Source organism: Ruegeria sp. YS9 (assembly GCF_024628725.1).
Classification (GTDB): Bacteria; Pseudomonadota; Alphaproteobacteria; order Rhodobacterales; family Rhodobacteraceae; genus Ruegeria; species Ruegeria atlantica_C.
Genome location: NZ_CP102409.1, coordinates 2,870,772 through 2,887,818, shown reverse-complemented (window position 1 = coordinate 2,887,818; position 17,047 = coordinate 2,870,772). Strand labels below are relative to the sequence as shown.

Below are 17,047 nucleotides of genomic sequence, written 5' to 3'. Positions count from 1 at the left end.
GGTCAGGCCTCGGGCCTGACCAACAGCGCGACCAACCGGCGGGTCAGCGGGGCCACGAACAGAACCACCGCGAAGGCCACCGGCCAGCTGACGCTCCAGGCACCCATCCAACTGGCGAGTGTCTCGGGGCCCAGCCCGATCTCTTTGACTGTTGCGATGCAGGTCACGATGCAGGACATCAGCCCTGACAGGATGAAGGCAAACAGGACGGGGGCAAAACGGGCGGGAATCATGCGGCTCTTCCTCTGCTGATTTGCCGGATCATATGCGGTATTCGAAATGTGATTTCCAGTGCGCAGGCGCACAGGCCTATTGCATCCAGTGCAGAGATGCCTCGGTGTGCCGGGTAGAAGGCGCGTATTCGGCGCTGACCCAACCGGTGTAACCAGCATCATCCATTGCCGCGAAAAGCTGCGCGAAATCCGTGGGCCCGCGCCCCGGTTCAGAACGTTCGGGGGCGGCCCCGATCTGGGCGTGGACAACACTGGGGTGAAAACGCTCCCAGACGGCCAGCGCGTCGCCGTGGATCATATGTGCGTGAAAACTGTCATATTGCAGACCGACATTCGGGCGATCCACGCGGCCCAGTACCTCGGCCGCCAGATCATAGTCGTTCAGAAAATAGCCGGGTTGGGACATCGGATTGAGGGGTTCGATCGTGAAAGTCTGCTGCGGTGCGGAATCGGCAGCCCACTGCAAGTTGTGCACGAAGCAGTCCATCGCATCCGTTCCGGCTGCGTATCCGGACATGATATGAATGAAGCCCGGTCGCAGCACCTGAGCGTAGCGCAGAACGCGGCGGATATCAGACTGAAACCGGGACGCACCGCCGGGGATGGCGGCATAACCTGGTGTGCCACCGGTATAATTCGGCGGAGGCGCGTTGATCAGAACCAGTTCGAGCCCGTTGGCCAGCAAGGCCCGCCGGGTTTCTTTTGCCGCAAGTTCATACGGAAACAGGATCTCGACCGCCCGGAACCCGGCGTCTGCCGCTGCCTGAAACCGGTCGAGATACGGAAGTTCGGCAAAGAGCAACGAGATATTCGCGGCGAATTTTGGCATAGGCGGCCCATGGGTTTCAGGTGGCCCGACCTTATCCGCGCGTTGATTTCTGTGAAAGTGACAGAAAACGACAGTTTGTCGAAATTCGACCAGATCGACCCGATGAAATCGGAAACGCTTCCTGCATTGCGGCGAATCATTTTTCCGGCGCCGTGCCAATAGAAGGTTTGAAACGATGGCGATGAGCCCAGACCCCGTCCGCGGGAACGGCCTTTCTGCGCCGGCGGGACAGTATTCTGCTTTGTCGGGCAACGGGTTGGCCGTGGCCTCGATGCTGACATGGGCGGCCGGATTTCCGGCGGCCGAAGTGCTGTTGCAAACATGGCCGCCCGTTGCCCTGTTGGCCGCGCGACTGGCGCTGGCCGTGTTGGTGATGGTGCCGGTCTGGGTGATTCTGGACGGACCGCGCCGGGTTGTTTCGGCCCGCTGGGGTCATGCAATGACCGTCGGCGGCCTTGGGATCGGGTCGGGAATGTTCCTTTTGATCGTGGCGCAAAAGCTGACCGACCCGGTGACGGTGGCGCTAATCGTCTCGTGTGCGCCCTTGGTGGCCACATTGCTTGAATTGGCTGCTGGCACACGCCGGTTGAAGTGGAATTTTGCGCTGGGCGTTCTTGTGTCGGTTGTCGGCGGGCTGATCGCCACCAGCGCCTTGGCCCCGGCACAGTTGGGTCTGGGCGCGGCCTGTGCGGTTGGATCAACGGTGCTGTTTTGCTGGGCCAGCATGGCAACCGCCCGGGACTTCCCCGAGCTCAGCCAGACCGGGCGCACCACGATCACCTTCGTCGGAGGGCTGGGCATGGCGTCGCTGCTGGTTTTCGGATCGGCGCAGTTTGGCCTGGAAGTGATGCCTGCAACTGCATTCGACGTGCAGCAGGCAGGCATGCTGTTGATCTATGCGCTTGTTTCCATGGGCCTCAGCCAGGTCCTTTTCATCACCTCCGTCGGCAAGCTGGGCGTTGCGTTGGCCTCTTTTCACATCAATGTTGCCCCGTTCTACGTGATGCTGATCATGCTGATGCTGGGGGACGAGTGGAACTGGACCCGGGCACTGGGTGCGGGCATTGTTGCAATGGCTGTCGTGCTGGCACAGGATCGCGCGCCCCGGTCAGCTCAGGTCGGCTGAGGGGATCAGGCCAAAGAACTGCCCGCCTGACCAAACACCAAACCAGCCGTCATGATGCGTTCCGATCTCGACGAGGCGGTAGAAGCTTTTGCGGTCTATGCGGGCTTCGAGGTTGTCGCGGATCAATATGTAGGGTGAGGGTTCGTCTGTTTCAGGGTCGATTACAATGCGGATCGGATGGTCAACTCCGGCCACGGCCCTGTCGCCAACATGAGTTGTGAAGGTCAAGGACTGGTCCTTTCCATCCCCGTCCCGGTCGAAATCCACAGCAACAAACGGCGCGTCTTCGACAGTGATTCCCACCTTCTCGACCGGCGTGACGAGGTAGTATTTGCCGTCTTCCTTCTTAAGAATTGAGGAAAAAAGCTTCACAAGCTCGAAACGGGTGATGGGTGAGCCTAAATAACTCCATGTGCCATCTTTTGCGATCTTTATGTCCAGATCGCCGCAAAACGGAGGATTCCAGAGGTGAACGGGCGGTAAACCGTTGGTTTTGGCCGCCTTGACCGATGCCGCCAGACCATCAGGCGACGGTTTCACAGGTTTTTGTCCGCTCATTGCTTTTGCCATTTCCTCTCAGCGCGATACACTTCAATCATATTACTCCACGGAAGGGAAAGTCATGACCGAACCTGCCGACCTCGTAGCCGAGATCGAAGCGCTGGAAAACAAGCTGCAAGAGGCCAAGGCCTCGATCACCCGCCGCTTCATCGGGCAGGAGAGGGTCGTTGACCTGACGCTGACCGCGCTTTTGTGTGGCGGCCATGCCCTTCTGATCGGTCTGCCGGGGCTGGGCAAAACGCGTCTGGTCGAGACCCTGTCAACGGTGATGGGCCTGCATGGCAACCGCATTCAGTTCACGCCCGACCTGATGCCCGCCGATATTCTGGGCTCTGAGGTGTTGGATACTGCCGACGATGGCAGCCGCCATTTCCGGTTCATTTCCGGCCCGATCTTCTGTCAGCTGTTGATGGCGGACGAGATCAACCGGGCAAGTCCGCGGACTCAGTCGGCGCTGTTGCAGGCGATGCAGGAACGTACAGTGACCGTAGCGGGCGAGGATCGTTCATTGGGTACGCCCTTCCACGTGCTGGCAACGCAAAACCCGATTGAACAGGAAGGCACCTACCCGCTGCCCGAAGCGCAGCTTGACCGGTTCCTGGTACAGATCGATGTCGAATACCCCGACCGTCAGACCGAGCGGGATATTCTGCTGGCCACGACAGGGGTTGAAGAAGAGGAAGCGCATCAGATTTTCAGCAAGGAAGAGTTGCTGGCCGCGCAGGTCCTGTTGCGTAGGATGCCGGTCGGAGAATCCGTCGTTGAGCTGATCCTTGATCTGGTGCGGGCCTTCCGCCCCGAAGAATCTGGTGTGTCCGAACGGGTTGCCGAAACCGTGGCCTGGGGCCCGGGCCCTCGTGCAGCGCAGGCGCTGATGATGACGGTGCGGGCGCGTGCCATGTTGCAGGGACGTCTGGCGCCAAATGCCGAGGATGTTCTGGACATGGCGCGCCCGGTGCTCAGCCATCGGATGGCACTGAACTTTGCGGCACGGGCGCGTGGCGACAGCCTTGCTGATCTGATCGACTCGACCGCTGTCGGGCTGATCCGGACCGAGGCCGCGGCGTGAATGCCGCGCTGACCCTTCGCGAAAGATCCGAAGCCGAGGCATCACGGCTGCCGCCCCTGTTGGCGCGGGCCGAGCATTTGGCAGGTACCGTTCTGCTGGGCGACCACGGTCGACGGCGGTCCGGCATGGGGGATGATTTCTGGCAATACCGTCCGGCCCAGATCGGCGACAGCCGTCGCATGATCGATCACCGCCGCTCGGCGCGGGGGGATCAGCAGTTTGTACGTGAGCGGGAATGGCAGATCGCGCAATCCGTGATGCTGTGGGTCGATCAGGGGGCTTCAATGCGGTTTGCATCCGACAAGACCCTGCCGACCAAAGCGGATCGCGCCCGGCTGTTGGGGCTGGCGACATCCATCCTTCTGGTGCGCGGTGGTGAACGTGTCGGCCTGACCGGCACCACCTTGCCGCCCCGGCGCGGCAATGCGCAGATCATCCGGCTGGCGCAGGCCTGGTCCGAGGATGATCAAGCGGATTACGCCCCGCCCGAACACCGCGCCATGATCCCTCATGCCCGCGCCGTGTTCATCTCTGATTTTCTGGGCCCCATGGATGAGGTTGAACTGGCCCTGACCAAAGCCGCCGACCGTGGCGTGCGCGGCGTGGTTCTGCAAGTGCTGGATCCGGGTGAGGAGTCGTTTCCCTATCGCGGGCGCACCATCTTCGAAAGCGTCGGAGGGTCCGTCCGACACGAAACGCTCAAGGCTGCTGAGTTGCGGGATCGTTATCTGGAACGCCTCGCACGCCGCAAGGACGCGCTGACGCAGTTATGCCGGGCGACGGGCTGGCAACTGGGCCTGCATCACACGGGCGACAGCGCGCAGGCGGCTCTGTTGTGGCTTTATCGGGCCTTGGACGGGGGAACGCGATGACGGTTCTGGCGGGCATCGGCTTTACCGCGCCCTGGGTGTTGCTGGGTCTTCTGACCCTGCCGATCCTGTGGCTGATCCTGCGCGCTGTTCCGCCCGCACCGATCCGCCGCTTGTTCCCGGCGGTCACGCTGCTGCTGGGCCTGAAGGATGACGAAAGCGTATCCGACCGCACCCCGTGGTGGCTGCTGCTGCTGCGGATGCTGGCGGCGGCTGCGATCATCATCGGGCTGGCAGGGCCGGTCCTGAACCCGTCACGGGATGAAACCGGAACCGGGCCGCTGCTGCTGGTTCTGGATGCCAGTTGGGCCGGTGCCGCGCGCTGGCCGGCGACACTTGACCAAATCGACACCCAGCTGTCCGAAGCCGGGCGCGCGGGCCGCACGGTTGCGATTTTGCGCCTGACAGAGCCGGAAACACCTGTATTTCAGGCTGCGGAAGCGTGGCGCGGGCGTTTGCCGGGGCTGACCCCGAACCCCTGGCAGCCGAATGCGGATCAGATTGCTCAGACCATTTCCGCGTTGAACGCCGTTGACGGCAGGTTTGATACCCATTGGTTCAGTGACCGGCTGGACTATGCAGACCACGCTGAACTGGTGTCCAGCCTACAGGCGCGCGGTGATGTGACGGTCTATCAGGCGGCGTCTCGGCCCGTTGCGATCCGGCCTGCGGCCTATCAGGACGGGCTGATCCAATTGACCGTTCAGCGCGCGGGCCCCGGCCTGGAAGACCGCGTGACGGTATTGGCGCAAGGCCGTGATCCGGCGGGCACGGCCCGGGTGCTGCATTCCGTTGAGCTGACCCTTGAAGCCGGCGAAACCACGGCGCAGGCCGATCTGGCACTGCCGTCGGAATTGCGCGCCCGGATCACGAGGTTTGAAATTCAGGGCCAAAGGTCCGCCGGGGCCGTGACCCTGACCGATGACAGTCTGCGTCGGCGCGAGGTTGCACTGATTGCCGGAACCCTCAACCGTGAAGGGCTGGAGCTGTTGTCGCCTCTGCATTACCTGACACAGGTCCTGAGTCCGACCGCGGATTTTGTGGATGGCGCCCTGCTTGAGGTTCTGCCCGCCAACCCGGATGTGATCGTCCTGTCGGACGTGGCCCAGATGTCGGAACCGGAAAAGGCCGCTTTGATCGAATGGGTCGAACAGGGTGGGCTGCTGCTGCGTTTTGCCGGTCCGCGCATGGCGGCCAGCGATCTGGGCAGGGACACCGAAGACACCCTGTTGCCGGCGCGGCTGCGCAGCGGTGGGCGATCCGTCGGCGGCGCGATGAGCTGGGGCGAAGCCAAGACGCTGGCTCCATTCCCCGAGAACTCTCCTTTTTTCGGCCTGGCTATCCCGGATGACGTGGTCGTCTCGACACAAGTCATGGCCCAACCAGACCCTAACTTGGCGGATCGCGTGATTGCTTCGCTGTCCGACGGCACTCCATTGGTGACGCGCAAGGCACTGGGACTTGGGCAGGTGGTGCTGTTTCACGTCACTGCGGATGCCGAATGGTCCAGCCTGCCCTTGTCGGGCCTGTTCGTCGAGATGCTGGACCGTTTGGCCGTGGCTTCGGCAGCCAAGTCGCGGCAAGAGGCGCAGTTGCAGGGCACCACGTGGGAACCGGTTCAGATCATGGACGGGTTTGGGGCCTTGTCGGATGCCGGAACGCTGGCCGGTGTGGATGGGGTTCAGCTGATCTCGGGCCGGATCGGGCCAGAGCTGCGTCCGGGTCTTTATGAAAGCGGCAAACAGAAGCTGGCATTGAACGTGGTCTCGGAAGAAACCGAGCTGCGCCCGGTGACCTGGCCCGCCAATGTGCCGATCAAGGGGCAGGAAATCAGCACCGAAACCCCGCTTGGTGGCCTGTTGCTCAGCCTCGCACTGATCTTGCTGACGGTTGACATAATTGCCTCTCTGGCTTTGTCGGGCAGGCTGGGTCTGGCCCGAACGACGGCTGCGGCGCTGGCGGCTTTTCTGCTGGTGCCGGACGTACAGGCGCAGACGCCCGAAGATACCGAGTTCGCCCTGGCGGCAACGCAAGAACTTGTGCTGGCGCATGTGCTGACGGGTGACGCGCAGGTGGACGACATTGCCGAGGCCGGATTGCGGGGCTTGGCACAAACCCTGTTCTTTCGCACCTCTGTCGAACCGGCGGACCCCATCGGCGTTGATCTGGAACGAGACGAACTGGCATTCTTTCCGCTGCTCTATTGGCCCATAACACCGAACCAGCCGCAACCTTCGGCCGAGGCGTATATCAAACTGAACGCCTATCTGCGTTCGGGTGGGATGATCCTGTTTGACACGCGCGACGCGGACATCGCCGGTTTTGGCGCATCCAGCCCGAATGGCCGCAAGTTGCAGCAACTGGCCGGACCGCTGAATATCCCTGCATTAGAGCCGATACCCCGCGATCACGTCCTGACCAGAACATTCTATTTGCTCCAGGATTTTCCGGGTCGCTATTCCGGCGCAGAAGTTTGGGTCGAAGCTGCGCCCGGGGATGCCGAACAGATCGAGGGGATGCCATTCCGCAACCTCAACGACAATGTGACGCCGGTGGTTATCGGCGGCAATGACTGGGCCGGGGCCTGGGCCGTGGATCGCAACGGGCAGGCCCTGTTGCCTGTCGGTCGTGGCTATGCCGGGGAACGGCAACGCGAACTGGCAAATCGGTTTGGCGTAAATCTGGTGATGCACGTTCTGACCGGGAACTACAAATCCGATCAGGTCCACGTGCCCGCCCTTTTGGACAGGTTGGGACAATGACCGGAACCGTCATATTCGACCCGCTGATCCCGTGGCCGTTTTTGGCTGCTGTGGGGGCGATTGCTGCTGTCGGAGTAGCTCTGGCCTTGTGGCGCGGCTTGTCGGGCTGGGCCCTGCGGGGATTGGCGGCTTTGGTTGTCATCTCGGCACTGTCCGGTCCGGTCTATCAAGTCGAGGACCGCGCGCCGCTGACGGATATCGTTTTGATGATCGAGGATGAAAGCGCCAGCCAGACACTTTCGGACCGGGCCCGTCAAACTGCGCAGGCCGCCGAAGATCTGGCCGCCGAGATCGAGGCGCGGGACAATACGGAACTGCGCCGCATTCGGGTCGGCGACGGTGACGGGGATGAGGGCACGCAGGTCATGGCCGCCCTGAATGAAGCCCTGGCCGAAGAACCGCGCGCGCGCATTGCGGGCATTCTGGTGGTATCGGACGGGATCGTGCATGATGCCGATCAGGCCCCGGAATTGCCGGCGCCGATGCATCTGTTGCAAACCGGGCGTGCAGACGACTGGGATCGCAGGCTTATCGTCCGAAACGCGCCGGCCTTTGCCATCATCGGAGAATCAGTGACTTTGACCCTGCGCGTGGAAGACAGCGGTGCAGCCCCCGCGGGTGCCGCGACAGCGCCGCTGGAGATTTCCGTGGATGGTGGCGAGCCGCAGCAGCTGAGTATTCCAATCGGTCGGGACGTCGAACTGCCTGTCACCCTGCCGCATGGCGGGCGCAACGTGATCCAGTTTTCCGTGCCTCAGGCCGAAGGTGAGTTGACCGACCGCAACAACACCGCGCTGATCCAGATGAACGGCGTTCGGGATCGCCTGCGCGTTCTGCTGGTCTCGGGTGAGCCGCATCCCGGCGGGCGCACATGGCGCAACCTGCTGAAATCCGACAGTTCCGTAGACCTCGTGCACTTCACCATCCTGCGTCCGCCCGAGAAACAGGATGGCGTGCCCGTCGACGAGCTTTCACTCATCGCTTTCCCAACGCGTGAACTGTTTCTGGAAAAGATCAACGATTTCGATCTGATCATCTTCGACCGCTACAAGCGGCGCGGCATCCTGCCTGCGATCTATCTGGACAACGTCACCAGTTATATCAACGATGGCGGCGCCGTTCTGATTGCGGCCGGTCCCGATTTCGCCGGAGCTGACAGCATTTTCCGGTCGCCGCTGGCACCGATCCTGCCGGCTCAACCCTCTGCGCGTGTCTTCGAGGAACGCTATGTTCCGAAGGTCAGCGACTTGGGTCAGCGCCATCCGGTAACAACAAATCTTGGCGATTCCGAGGATTGGGGGGCCTGGTTGCGCCAGATCGATGTGAACCATCGCTCGGGCGAGGTTCTGATGACAGGCATTGACGAACGCCCCCTGCTGGTTCTGGACCGAGTGGGCGAAGGGCGTGTCGCGATGCTGGCTTCGGACCACGCCTGGCTGTGGAGCCGTGGCTTTGAAGGCGGCGGCCCACAACTGGAGCTTTTGCGCAGGCTGGCCCATTGGATGATGAAGGAACCCGAGCTTGAGGAAGAGGCGCTGTGGGCCGAAGCCAACGGGCAGTCCATGCGCATCATTCGACAGACGCTTGGGGATGATGTGGGTCCGGTGACTGTGACGCGTCCGAACGGCGAAACGCTGGAAATCACTTTGCAAGAGGTCTCTCTGGGGCGGTTCGAAGCGCAATATTTTGGGCCTGAGATTGGTCTTTACCGTTTGCAGGAAGGCGACCATACAGCCGTGATTGGCCTTGGTCCCGCCGCGCCGAAGGAGTTTGAACGCACCATTGCAACGGGGGATGTTCTTGAACCGGTTCTGGCCGGCATGCGTGGCGGCGTGATCCGTTTGGAAGATGGATTGCCGTCGATCCGCAACGTGCGCGCCGGGCGTCCGGCGGCTGGTCGGGGCTGGATCGGTCTGACCCCGCGCGATGCCTACGAGACACGGGATGTGACCCAGGCGGGTCTGCTGCCACCTTGGCTGGTTTTGCTGTTGGCAGGAGGTTTCCTGTTGGGCGGTTGGCTGCGCGAAGGGCGGCGCTAATCGATCCTGATTGACGCCCTGTCGGATTGACCTTGCGCATCCACCACGACAAGCGAGGTGAAGCCGGTCCCCGGATTGGGGATTTCAAACTCTCGTCGCCGCTGACCGGTCAGCACCGGTACGCCATCTGCCAGCACGGAAAACGGCCCGACGCCCCCACGCAGTTTGACCGTCAGTGGTGCTCCTGACGTCTCTAACACGGCGTTATCTGGCGGGAACAGCAGGTCCGGCGCCGAGGGATCATCCTTGAAAGCTGTCGTGCGGGAGCGAAATCGCTGCAACGGTTGCGGCAATTGGGCCGCGCCGACAAGCAGGGTCGAGGGTGGCGGGGGACGCAGGGGCGTGAGGTCGGGTTTCAACAGGTTGAAAGCCTCGGCCAGAAGCGGCGCGGCAACATCGCCCCCAAATGCACCGGGAACAGGCGTTCCATCGGCGCGGCCCAGCCAGACCCCGATGACGTGCTGCCCGTCAAAGCCGATGGCCCAGGCATCGCGGTGGCCATAAGACGTGCCGGTCTTGTAGGCCAGCGACCCTGTTGCACCGCCTGCCGGTGGCGCAAGCCCGGCCAGAATGTCCGAAACCTGCCAGGCCGAGGTATCCGACAGAACGCGCCGGGTGCGCTGGGCGTCTGCCAGAACGTCATGATGCAGGATCGGGCCTGTGCCTCCAGCTGCCAGGGTGGCGTAGACCTGTACCAGATCGTGCAGGCTCAACCCCACGCCGCCCAAAGAAATCGCCAATCCGGGTGTGCCGCCCTTCAGACGCGGTTCCGAGCCGGCCAACCGCAATGCCGTCATCACACGAACGGGCCCCAGCTCATTCGTCAGCCGTACAACGGGGATGTTCAGCGACAATTGCAATGCCTCCCGCACCCGGACATCTCCACGGAATGCGCCGTCAAAATTGCGCGGCGCGTACCGACCGAACATGACGGGGCTGTCGCTGATCAGGGTCTCGGGATGGGCCAGCCCCTGATCGAAGGCCAGCCCGTAGACCAGAGGTTTCAGGGTCGATCCGGGCGACCGTACGGCCCGGGTCATATCCACGAACCCCTGACGCGCATCCTGGTACCCGGCAGATCCGACCGATGCCAGAACCTCGCCGCTGCGATGATCGGCCACGATCAGGGCCCCGGAAACGCGTGGTCCGACACGGGTGGCGGCATGGGCCACCAAGGTTTCCAGCCGGGCCTGCAATCCGGCATCCAGGGTCAGGTCGAAGGCCTGGATTGCGGGTGCTTGCCGCACCACACGGTCAGTCAGATGCGGTGCAAGGCGCGGAAACGGATTCATCCGACCCGGAAGGGGTTCGGTCATGGCCGCGCGCGCCTCAGCACCGGTCAGGACGTTATGGCGTTCAAGCCTGCGCAGCACCCGGTCACGCGCTTCTCGGGTGGCCTGTGGGTTGCGATCCGGACGCCGGGCCTCGGGGGATTGCGGCAGTGCGACCAACAGGGCTGTCTGTGCGGGAGTCAGCCGGGCGGCGTCCTTTCCAAACCACGCGCGGGCACCGGCACGGAGCCCTTCCAGATTGCCGCCATAGGGGGCGTGGGTCAGATAAAGGTTCAGGATTTGCTGTTTGCTCAGATGCCGCTCCAACGCCAATGCGACTCTGATCTGGCGAAATTTCCCGCTCCAGCGCCCGGTCGGGCCATCTTCGATCAACCGCGCCACCTGCATGGTCAGGGTGGACCCGCCCGACACGTTGCGCCCGTTCCACAGGCTTTGCCCGGCGGCCCGCAGCATCGCGATGGGGTCCACTCCGGCGTGGGTCCAGAACCGTTTATCCTCGTACCGGATCAGCATGGCGATGAAATTCGGATCGACGGCGCCGGGCCGTAGCCTCCAGATGCCATCCTCGACTGGAAATGCACGCAGAAGGTCGCCGTTCCGGTCTCGCATCTCGACCGAAGTTTCAGCCAGAACGGGAGGGAGGGTTGTGGCGTCGACCCAGCGGTCAACACCATCCCGCGCCAATGCCGTCAGGTAGAGTGCTCCGGCCAGCGCAAACAAAAGTCGCGACCGCCTAGGCATGACAGCCATCCAAGCAGCGATATGGCGCAAGGCTGATCACTGGATCTCGACCCGTCCGGTCGACGTACGCGCACGGTTCTGCGGGCGGTACATGTCTTCGACCGAGGCCGCAGGATGATGGAACACGCCCGGTGTTACGGCGCGCGCCACATAGGCCAGCGTTACCGTCTCACGACCGGACAAATCAACGGCGGCCAGGAACCTGTCCGAACGGAACTCGGTATGGGTGGCGTCGGACAGGTCCAGCCAGTCGAGTGCCCGCACATCGCCCGAGCGCAGCAGGCTCGGGTTGTCGATCTCGATCCCGGCGGACAGTGGATCGTCCACCATCAACCGCGCACCGCCGCTTTCGAACGGTGTTACTTGCAGTACAGTGACGAACCGGTCACCCACGGCAAAGCTGTTTGCGTCGATCAAATCGCCATCCATCGAATAGTACCGCCGTTCGATCGCGTAGCCGGTGCCGCCCGCCTCGGGCGGAACCTCCGGAATGCCCGTGATCGTCAAGGTGATATCCGTCGCCTGACCGTCGGCGGCCGTGATGTTGATCTCATCCGCCTGCCCGGATTGCAGAACCTTCACGAACGGACCGGAAACCGGTGCGCCGTTGACCATCAAGCCCGACCCCGTTGGGTCAGACACAAGCGCGTGCGCCGCCAGCAACGACCACGTGGCCTCCTGAGGAGACAGCGGCGTGCGGCCCGTGCTCACCCGTTGGATCAAAGCATCGCGGTCAATCGCCTCGCTGCCCGCGCCCGTGGCAAGGGTCAACAGACCGACCGCATCCCGCAGGTGGGTGCCGTAGTCAGCGCGCCAGACGTTCTGTTGCTGGTTCCGTTGCCGATCCAGCATCCGCGCGGCACGGTTGAACATCGCATCCGCTCGGGTCTGGTCGCCGTAAGAGGCCAGAGCTGCGCCCAGTTGTGCCGCCGCCAGAGGGGTGTCGAAGGCATCCCCTTTGACATCCGCGTAATAGCGCAGATCGCCCATCGAGGCCGCGCCTTCCCGCGCCAGAACCATCAGAGCATAGGCAATGTCCTGACCGCCTTCGTCAAAATCAGGCGCGTAATTGACCCTGTTCCGAAGGTTGTCCATTGCCTGAGCGAAAGCCCGGTCCGGCACGGGATGTCCCTGAATGCGGGCACGGGACAGGAAGTCGGTCACATAGGCGTCCAGCCAGAAATCCCCGCTGCCTGCGCGCCACAGACCAAAGGCGCCGTTCGCGGCCTGACGGGTCAGGATGCTGCGGATCGAATCGGCGATGCGTTGATGCACAACCGGACCATCCCCCAGCCCCGCGGCTTGCGCAACGGATGACAGGTACAGCAACGGCAGCGCTTTGCTGGTGATCTGTTCGGTGCAGCCATAGGGATAACGGTTCAGCTGATCCAGCAGTCCGGGTGTGTCGAATTTTGCCAACGCTCCGGCGGACAGGATGGCCTTGGCCGAACCCGGCTGGAACCCGTCAAACACGTCCTGTGAAAACAGGAAGCTGTCGCCTGCGCCCAAGGCAAAACGCCGTGTCAGGGCAATCACCGGATCATTGGCCCGCACGGGCATCCGCAGGGTTTGCGACAGGTCGCGCCCATCAGGAGTGGTGATCGAGACGCTGATTTCAGGATCGCCGACGGCGCTGGCCGTGATCGGGATCTCGAAAACCGCCTTGCCGCCGTCCTCCAGCACAAAGCTGGATGGTGCCGCACCCAGCTCCAAACCGTTGGAGGCGCTCAGGCCAAGTGCCATTGCCCCGGGTGTGCCATCCGCATGGACGATCTCAAGACGCATGCGGCTTTGATCGCCTGGGGCAAGGAAGCGCGGAAGGCTGGCGGTGACGACCACAGGGTCGCGGACGATCATTTCGGCTTCGGCCTGGCCGACGGCTTTGTGCGACCACGCGACGGCCATCAGGCGGACGGTTCCGTTGAAAGCGGGAAGGGGAATGTCGATCTCAACCTCACCATCCGCGCCGATCTCGACCGGGCCACTGAACACGGCCATCAGGTCTTGCGTCGGCGGCGGAGACTGGCGACGCATCCCGCTGTCATTGTCGCCGCCCGAGCGCACGGTGCCCATGGCTCCGGTCATGCCGTCGATCAGTCGCCCGTAGACATCCCGCAGATCAACGCCCAGACGGCGCTGCCCGAAATAGTATCCTTGCGGGTCCGGGCTTTCGAACCCGGTGAGGTTCAGAATGCCCACGTCGACAGCGGCCAGCGTCAGCCAGATCGGTTCGTCGTCCACGGTGTTTTCGACCCTGATACGGGCTTTTTGCGTCTGACGTGGTGCAGTGACCTCGGGCACATCGACAGTTACGGAGAGTTTGTGTTCCTCTGGATCGATGCTGGCATGGGCCACGCCCATTGCCCGCGCCGGGTTCTGACCGGCTGCAACATCCATTGGGCGGATCACGGTTGCGGTGACATAAGCCCCTGCGCCCCAATCCTTCGTTACCTCAATGGGGATCAGAGTTTCACCTTCCGGCACTTCCACCATTTGGCGATGGATCAGACGGTTCGAAAGGACTTCGATCTGAGCGACACCGGCCATTCGCGGTACAATCCGCAACTGCGCCGTATCCCCGATGCGATAGCTGTCGCGATCCAATGACATTTCAAGCCGGTCCGGCGTGGTTGACGCATCGGCGGCCTGATACCAGCCCGCATAAAAATCGACGGCGGTTTCGGTATATGTTCCGTCTACGCGTTGCACCACCAGTTCATAGCGCCCCCATTCCACAGGCTGTGTCAGCGTCAGAGGGTCGGAGGAAACGTCCACTTCGCCAGTGGCGACACGGGTGCGGCGCGTTGTCGGTTCCCAATTCCAGTCGCCGTGAAGCTGGTACCATTGATAGCGCGTTTCCATCTTGTTCAGCGTCCAGCGCAGGCGCATCGGAATGGGCGTCAGCTCAGGCGAGAGGCCGACAACCTCAAACGCAGCCTCGGTGCCTTCCGGGATGACTTCGTCGAACAGGGGTTTGACACCAATAACAGGGTGCGGCGGCAGGACGGACACGGTCAGGCGACGCTCGACCGGGCGGCCCGAGCCATCGGCCAGCCGGGCGATGATTTCGGCCTCGATTGGCTTTCCTTCAGTCTCTAATACAGGGACTTCGACGGCCACTGTTGCTTGCCCCGCCGTGTCTGTTCGCATGTCACCGAAATATGTGCTCTTGATCGAGGTCTCTGCATCATAGCGACCAAAGCGATAGCCGTCGTAGCCCGGAACCGTGTCCGCCGGGCGCGCGATGACCTGCCCGTCGATGCTCAGGTCCGACCCCGGCGCTCCGAACAAATAGCGTGCGTCGATCGAAAGCGGTGGACTGTCGCCGGGGCGCAAAGGTGCGTCGGGCAGGGTCAGGTCAAAATCGATACGTTCGGGCAGGAAATCCTCGACCAGCACGGTATGACGCGCCAGTGCATCGCCTTTGGGATCGGATTTGATTTCAACCCTCCATGCGCCACGCGGTACGTCTGCGGCCACGGGCAGGGCAAAGACATGGCCCCCGGCAACGCCGCCATCCGAGACCGACCGGCGGTATTCCACCCCGTCCGGGCGATACAGGATCGCAGTCAGAGGCAGGCCCTCGATGGCCAGCGCCTTGCCATCGCGGGACAGGGCAGTGACGTGGATCACTTCGCCGGCCCTGTAGGCACCTCGGTCGGTGGTCAGAAAGACATCGACCGGCCCCGCCGGCGCGCGCCCTTCAACGCCGCGATCCGACAGGTCAAAGGCAGGATCGGTCAGCGAGAGAAAGCTGAAATCTCTATCATCGAGTGCAGCCGTCACCAGAGCAGGCGCACTGGCCCCTTTGCCGCGTGTAAGGCCCGGATCGAATCTTGCATAGCCGGTTTCATCGGTCTGTGCCGATGCGATGACGGCATTCGCCTCTGAGACCAGCGAAACTTCGACACCTTGGCGCGGTACTGCATCGCTTAGCCCGCGCACGGTCACGTGCAGCCCGTCAGTGCCAAGGGCGGTGCTGATCCCCAGATCAGAAAGAACAAACCATTGTGTTGCGCCAGGATCGTCATAGGGATCGGCCCCCGGCACGCGGGCGGTCAATGCATAGATACCGGCAGGTTGATCCGAGATCGCTTCGGCCATGGGAAGACGTGCCGTCATGGTCTGGTTCAACTGGTTGGAAACCTCGGCAGTACCCGTCCAGATGTCCTGGGCAATCTGGTCCGAGAATTCCTCTTCCTGCCATTCGCTGAGCGGGCGGCCGAAAAAACCCTGTTGCACGGCACGCAACAGGTTCCGATCACTGACCCGCCGCAGGGTCAGGTCAAGTTCGGTGACATTGACCGTTTCGACAGGCAAGGCCGCGTCGGCAGATTTCGGAAGGACATAGCTGCGCCCGGGAAACCGAACCGAAGGTGCCCGGTCGCGAACATAATGGGTCAGTTCAATGCTGCGGTTCAGTGCTTCGCCCGAGGCGGCAGGCAAGCCTTCGCGCAATGTCAGGCGATAGCGTTGGCCATGCGCAACCCCATCGACGCAAAGCTGCCTGCCCTCGGCCTGCACGACCAGCCCGTCAGCGTCACGCTGAACGAAGGGATCATAATCAACCCCGGCCTTGACCAGCGATTCCGAGAATTCGATACAAATCCTGGGGGCAGCCGCATCGCTTTCGACCGAGCTGTCAACCACGCGGAAGCCATATTTACCGATGGCGTTGTCCAAGGCGGCCAATACGTCTTCCCGCGGTTGCACCTGCTCGGCCAGCCGAAGAACAGGGATCATGTCGCGCCCGCGCTCAACCTCTTCCAGGGCCTCCGCAAGGGTCATCAGCGCAGGGATCTGGGAGCCGGGACCATCGGCGCGCAGATAGCCATTGATCGCCGCATTCAGCGCGCGGTTGCGCAGGTCGCGCCGCTCGTTCCAACCCGAAGGGTTCATGGCCAGCAGCAGGCGCGCATATTCCACCCAAAGATCCGCGCGGTCGCTTAGCGATACGGCGACGCCGGTCCACTGCATCGCTTGCGTGACACTGCCCGCGTCGCGCGCGGCATCCAGAACGGCTTGCAGATCATACCCTCCTGCCGGGTGCAGGAACCCCAGATCGCGGGCTTGTTTTCTTGCGTGACCCAGATCGTCAGAACTCAGGACGCTGAGTGCTTGCTCGCGCGTTTTTCCCAAGGTTAGGGTCTGTTCAGCGCTTGGCACCTTTTGCGCGGACAATGCGCCTTGATACGCCTCTTGCCGGTTCACGCCACTTTTGGGAAAGCAGGCATCGGACCGGGTGTTGTAGGTGAACGCCGTACATTGCGCGTTTGCCGAGCAGGCCTGAATGCAGGACTTCAGATCGGTGTCGAACAGAGCATCCAAATCCGAGCCATAAAAATCCGTGTCCCGAGAGGTGACATAGCGGAACTCAGGCACCGCACTCTGCGCCAGAACGGCAGCGGGAAGGATCAGAAGGAAAATTATGTAAGTCATTGAAATAAAAACAAAGCGGTGCATAGGTGCCCTCCTATTCGGGCTCAGCCTTGCATGGCGCGCGCCTGTAACGCAACGGCTTAAACA

At 62.5% G+C, this 17,047-nt stretch carries 10 protein-coding genes; 5 read left to right on the top strand and 5 right to left on the bottom strand.

Features of this window, described 5'->3' with window-relative positions:
• Window positions 1-2 precede the first annotated feature (2 nt).
• Both NOR97_RS14635 and NOR97_RS14630 read right to left on the bottom strand, forming a co-directional pair.
• Window positions 3-233 carry a DUF2798 domain-containing protein gene (locus NOR97_RS14635; RefSeq protein ID WP_170346776.1) on the bottom strand — a complete coding sequence of 77 codons (231 nt, stop codon included), beginning with the start codon at window positions 231-233 and terminating at the stop codon, window positions 3-5.
• Between the two features lie 76 nt (window positions 234-309).
• Complete coding sequence (locus tag NOR97_RS14630) at window positions 310-1,062, bottom strand: hydroxypyruvate isomerase family protein (RefSeq protein ID WP_257599572.1); 753 nt, start codon at window positions 1,060-1,062, stop codon at window positions 310-312.
• A gap of 175 nt (window positions 1,063-1,237) precedes the next feature.
• On the opposite strand from NOR97_RS14630, the gene NOR97_RS14625 reads away from it, so the two are divergent.
• On the top strand, window positions 1,238-2,188 hold the full coding sequence (locus NOR97_RS14625) for a DMT family transporter (protein ID WP_257599571.1): 951 nt from the start codon (window positions 1,238-1,240) through the stop codon (window positions 2,186-2,188).
• Here the strand turns inward: NOR97_RS14625 and NOR97_RS14620 are convergent.
• Complete coding sequence (locus NOR97_RS14620) at window positions 2,171-2,746, bottom strand: DUF1285 domain-containing protein (RefSeq protein WP_170346774.1); 576 nt, start codon at window positions 2,744-2,746, stop codon at window positions 2,171-2,173. The two genes, NOR97_RS14625 and NOR97_RS14620, sit on opposite strands and share 18 nt — an antisense overlap.
• Before the next feature lie 64 nt (window positions 2,747-2,810).
• On the opposite strand from NOR97_RS14620, the gene NOR97_RS14615 reads away from it, so the two are divergent.
• The 4 genes from NOR97_RS14615 to NOR97_RS14600 are packed head-to-tail and all read left to right on the top strand — an operon-like array spanning window position 2,811 to window position 9,488.
• Complete coding sequence (locus tag NOR97_RS14615) at window positions 2,811-3,818, top strand: MoxR family ATPase (RefSeq protein WP_257599570.1); 1,008 nt, start codon at window positions 2,811-2,813, stop codon at window positions 3,816-3,818.
• A complete protein-coding gene (locus tag NOR97_RS14610; protein WP_170346772.1) occupies window positions 3,815-4,690 on the top strand; it encodes a DUF58 domain-containing protein in 876 nt (291 codons plus the stop codon). Before NOR97_RS14615 ends, NOR97_RS14610 begins: the two co-directional genes overlap by 4 nt.
• A complete protein-coding gene (locus NOR97_RS14605; protein ID WP_257599569.1) occupies window positions 4,687-7,449 on the top strand; it encodes a DUF4159 domain-containing protein in 2,763 nt (920 codons plus the stop codon). Before NOR97_RS14610 ends, NOR97_RS14605 begins: the two co-directional genes overlap by 4 nt.
• Window positions 7,446-9,488, top strand: a complete 2,043-nt coding sequence (locus tag NOR97_RS14600) for a hypothetical protein (RefSeq protein WP_257599568.1) — start codon at window positions 7,446-7,448, stop codon at window positions 9,486-9,488. The genes NOR97_RS14605 and NOR97_RS14600 overlap by 4 nt, the downstream gene beginning before the upstream one ends.
• On the opposite strand, the gene pbpC is transcribed toward NOR97_RS14600, so the two are convergent.
• Both pbpC and NOR97_RS14590 read right to left on the bottom strand, forming a co-directional pair.
• Complete coding sequence (pbpC, locus tag NOR97_RS14595; protein ID WP_257599567.1) at window positions 9,485-11,521, bottom strand: penicillin-binding protein 1C; 2,037 nt, start codon at window positions 11,519-11,521, stop codon at window positions 9,485-9,487. The two genes, NOR97_RS14600 and pbpC, sit on opposite strands and share 4 nt — an antisense overlap.
• A 36-nt stretch (window positions 11,522-11,557) precedes the next feature.
• Window positions 11,558-16,984, bottom strand: a complete 5,427-nt coding sequence (locus NOR97_RS14590) for an alpha-2-macroglobulin family protein (protein WP_257599566.1) — start codon at window positions 16,982-16,984, stop codon at window positions 11,558-11,560.
• Between the last annotated feature and the right edge of the window lie 63 nt (window positions 16,985-17,047).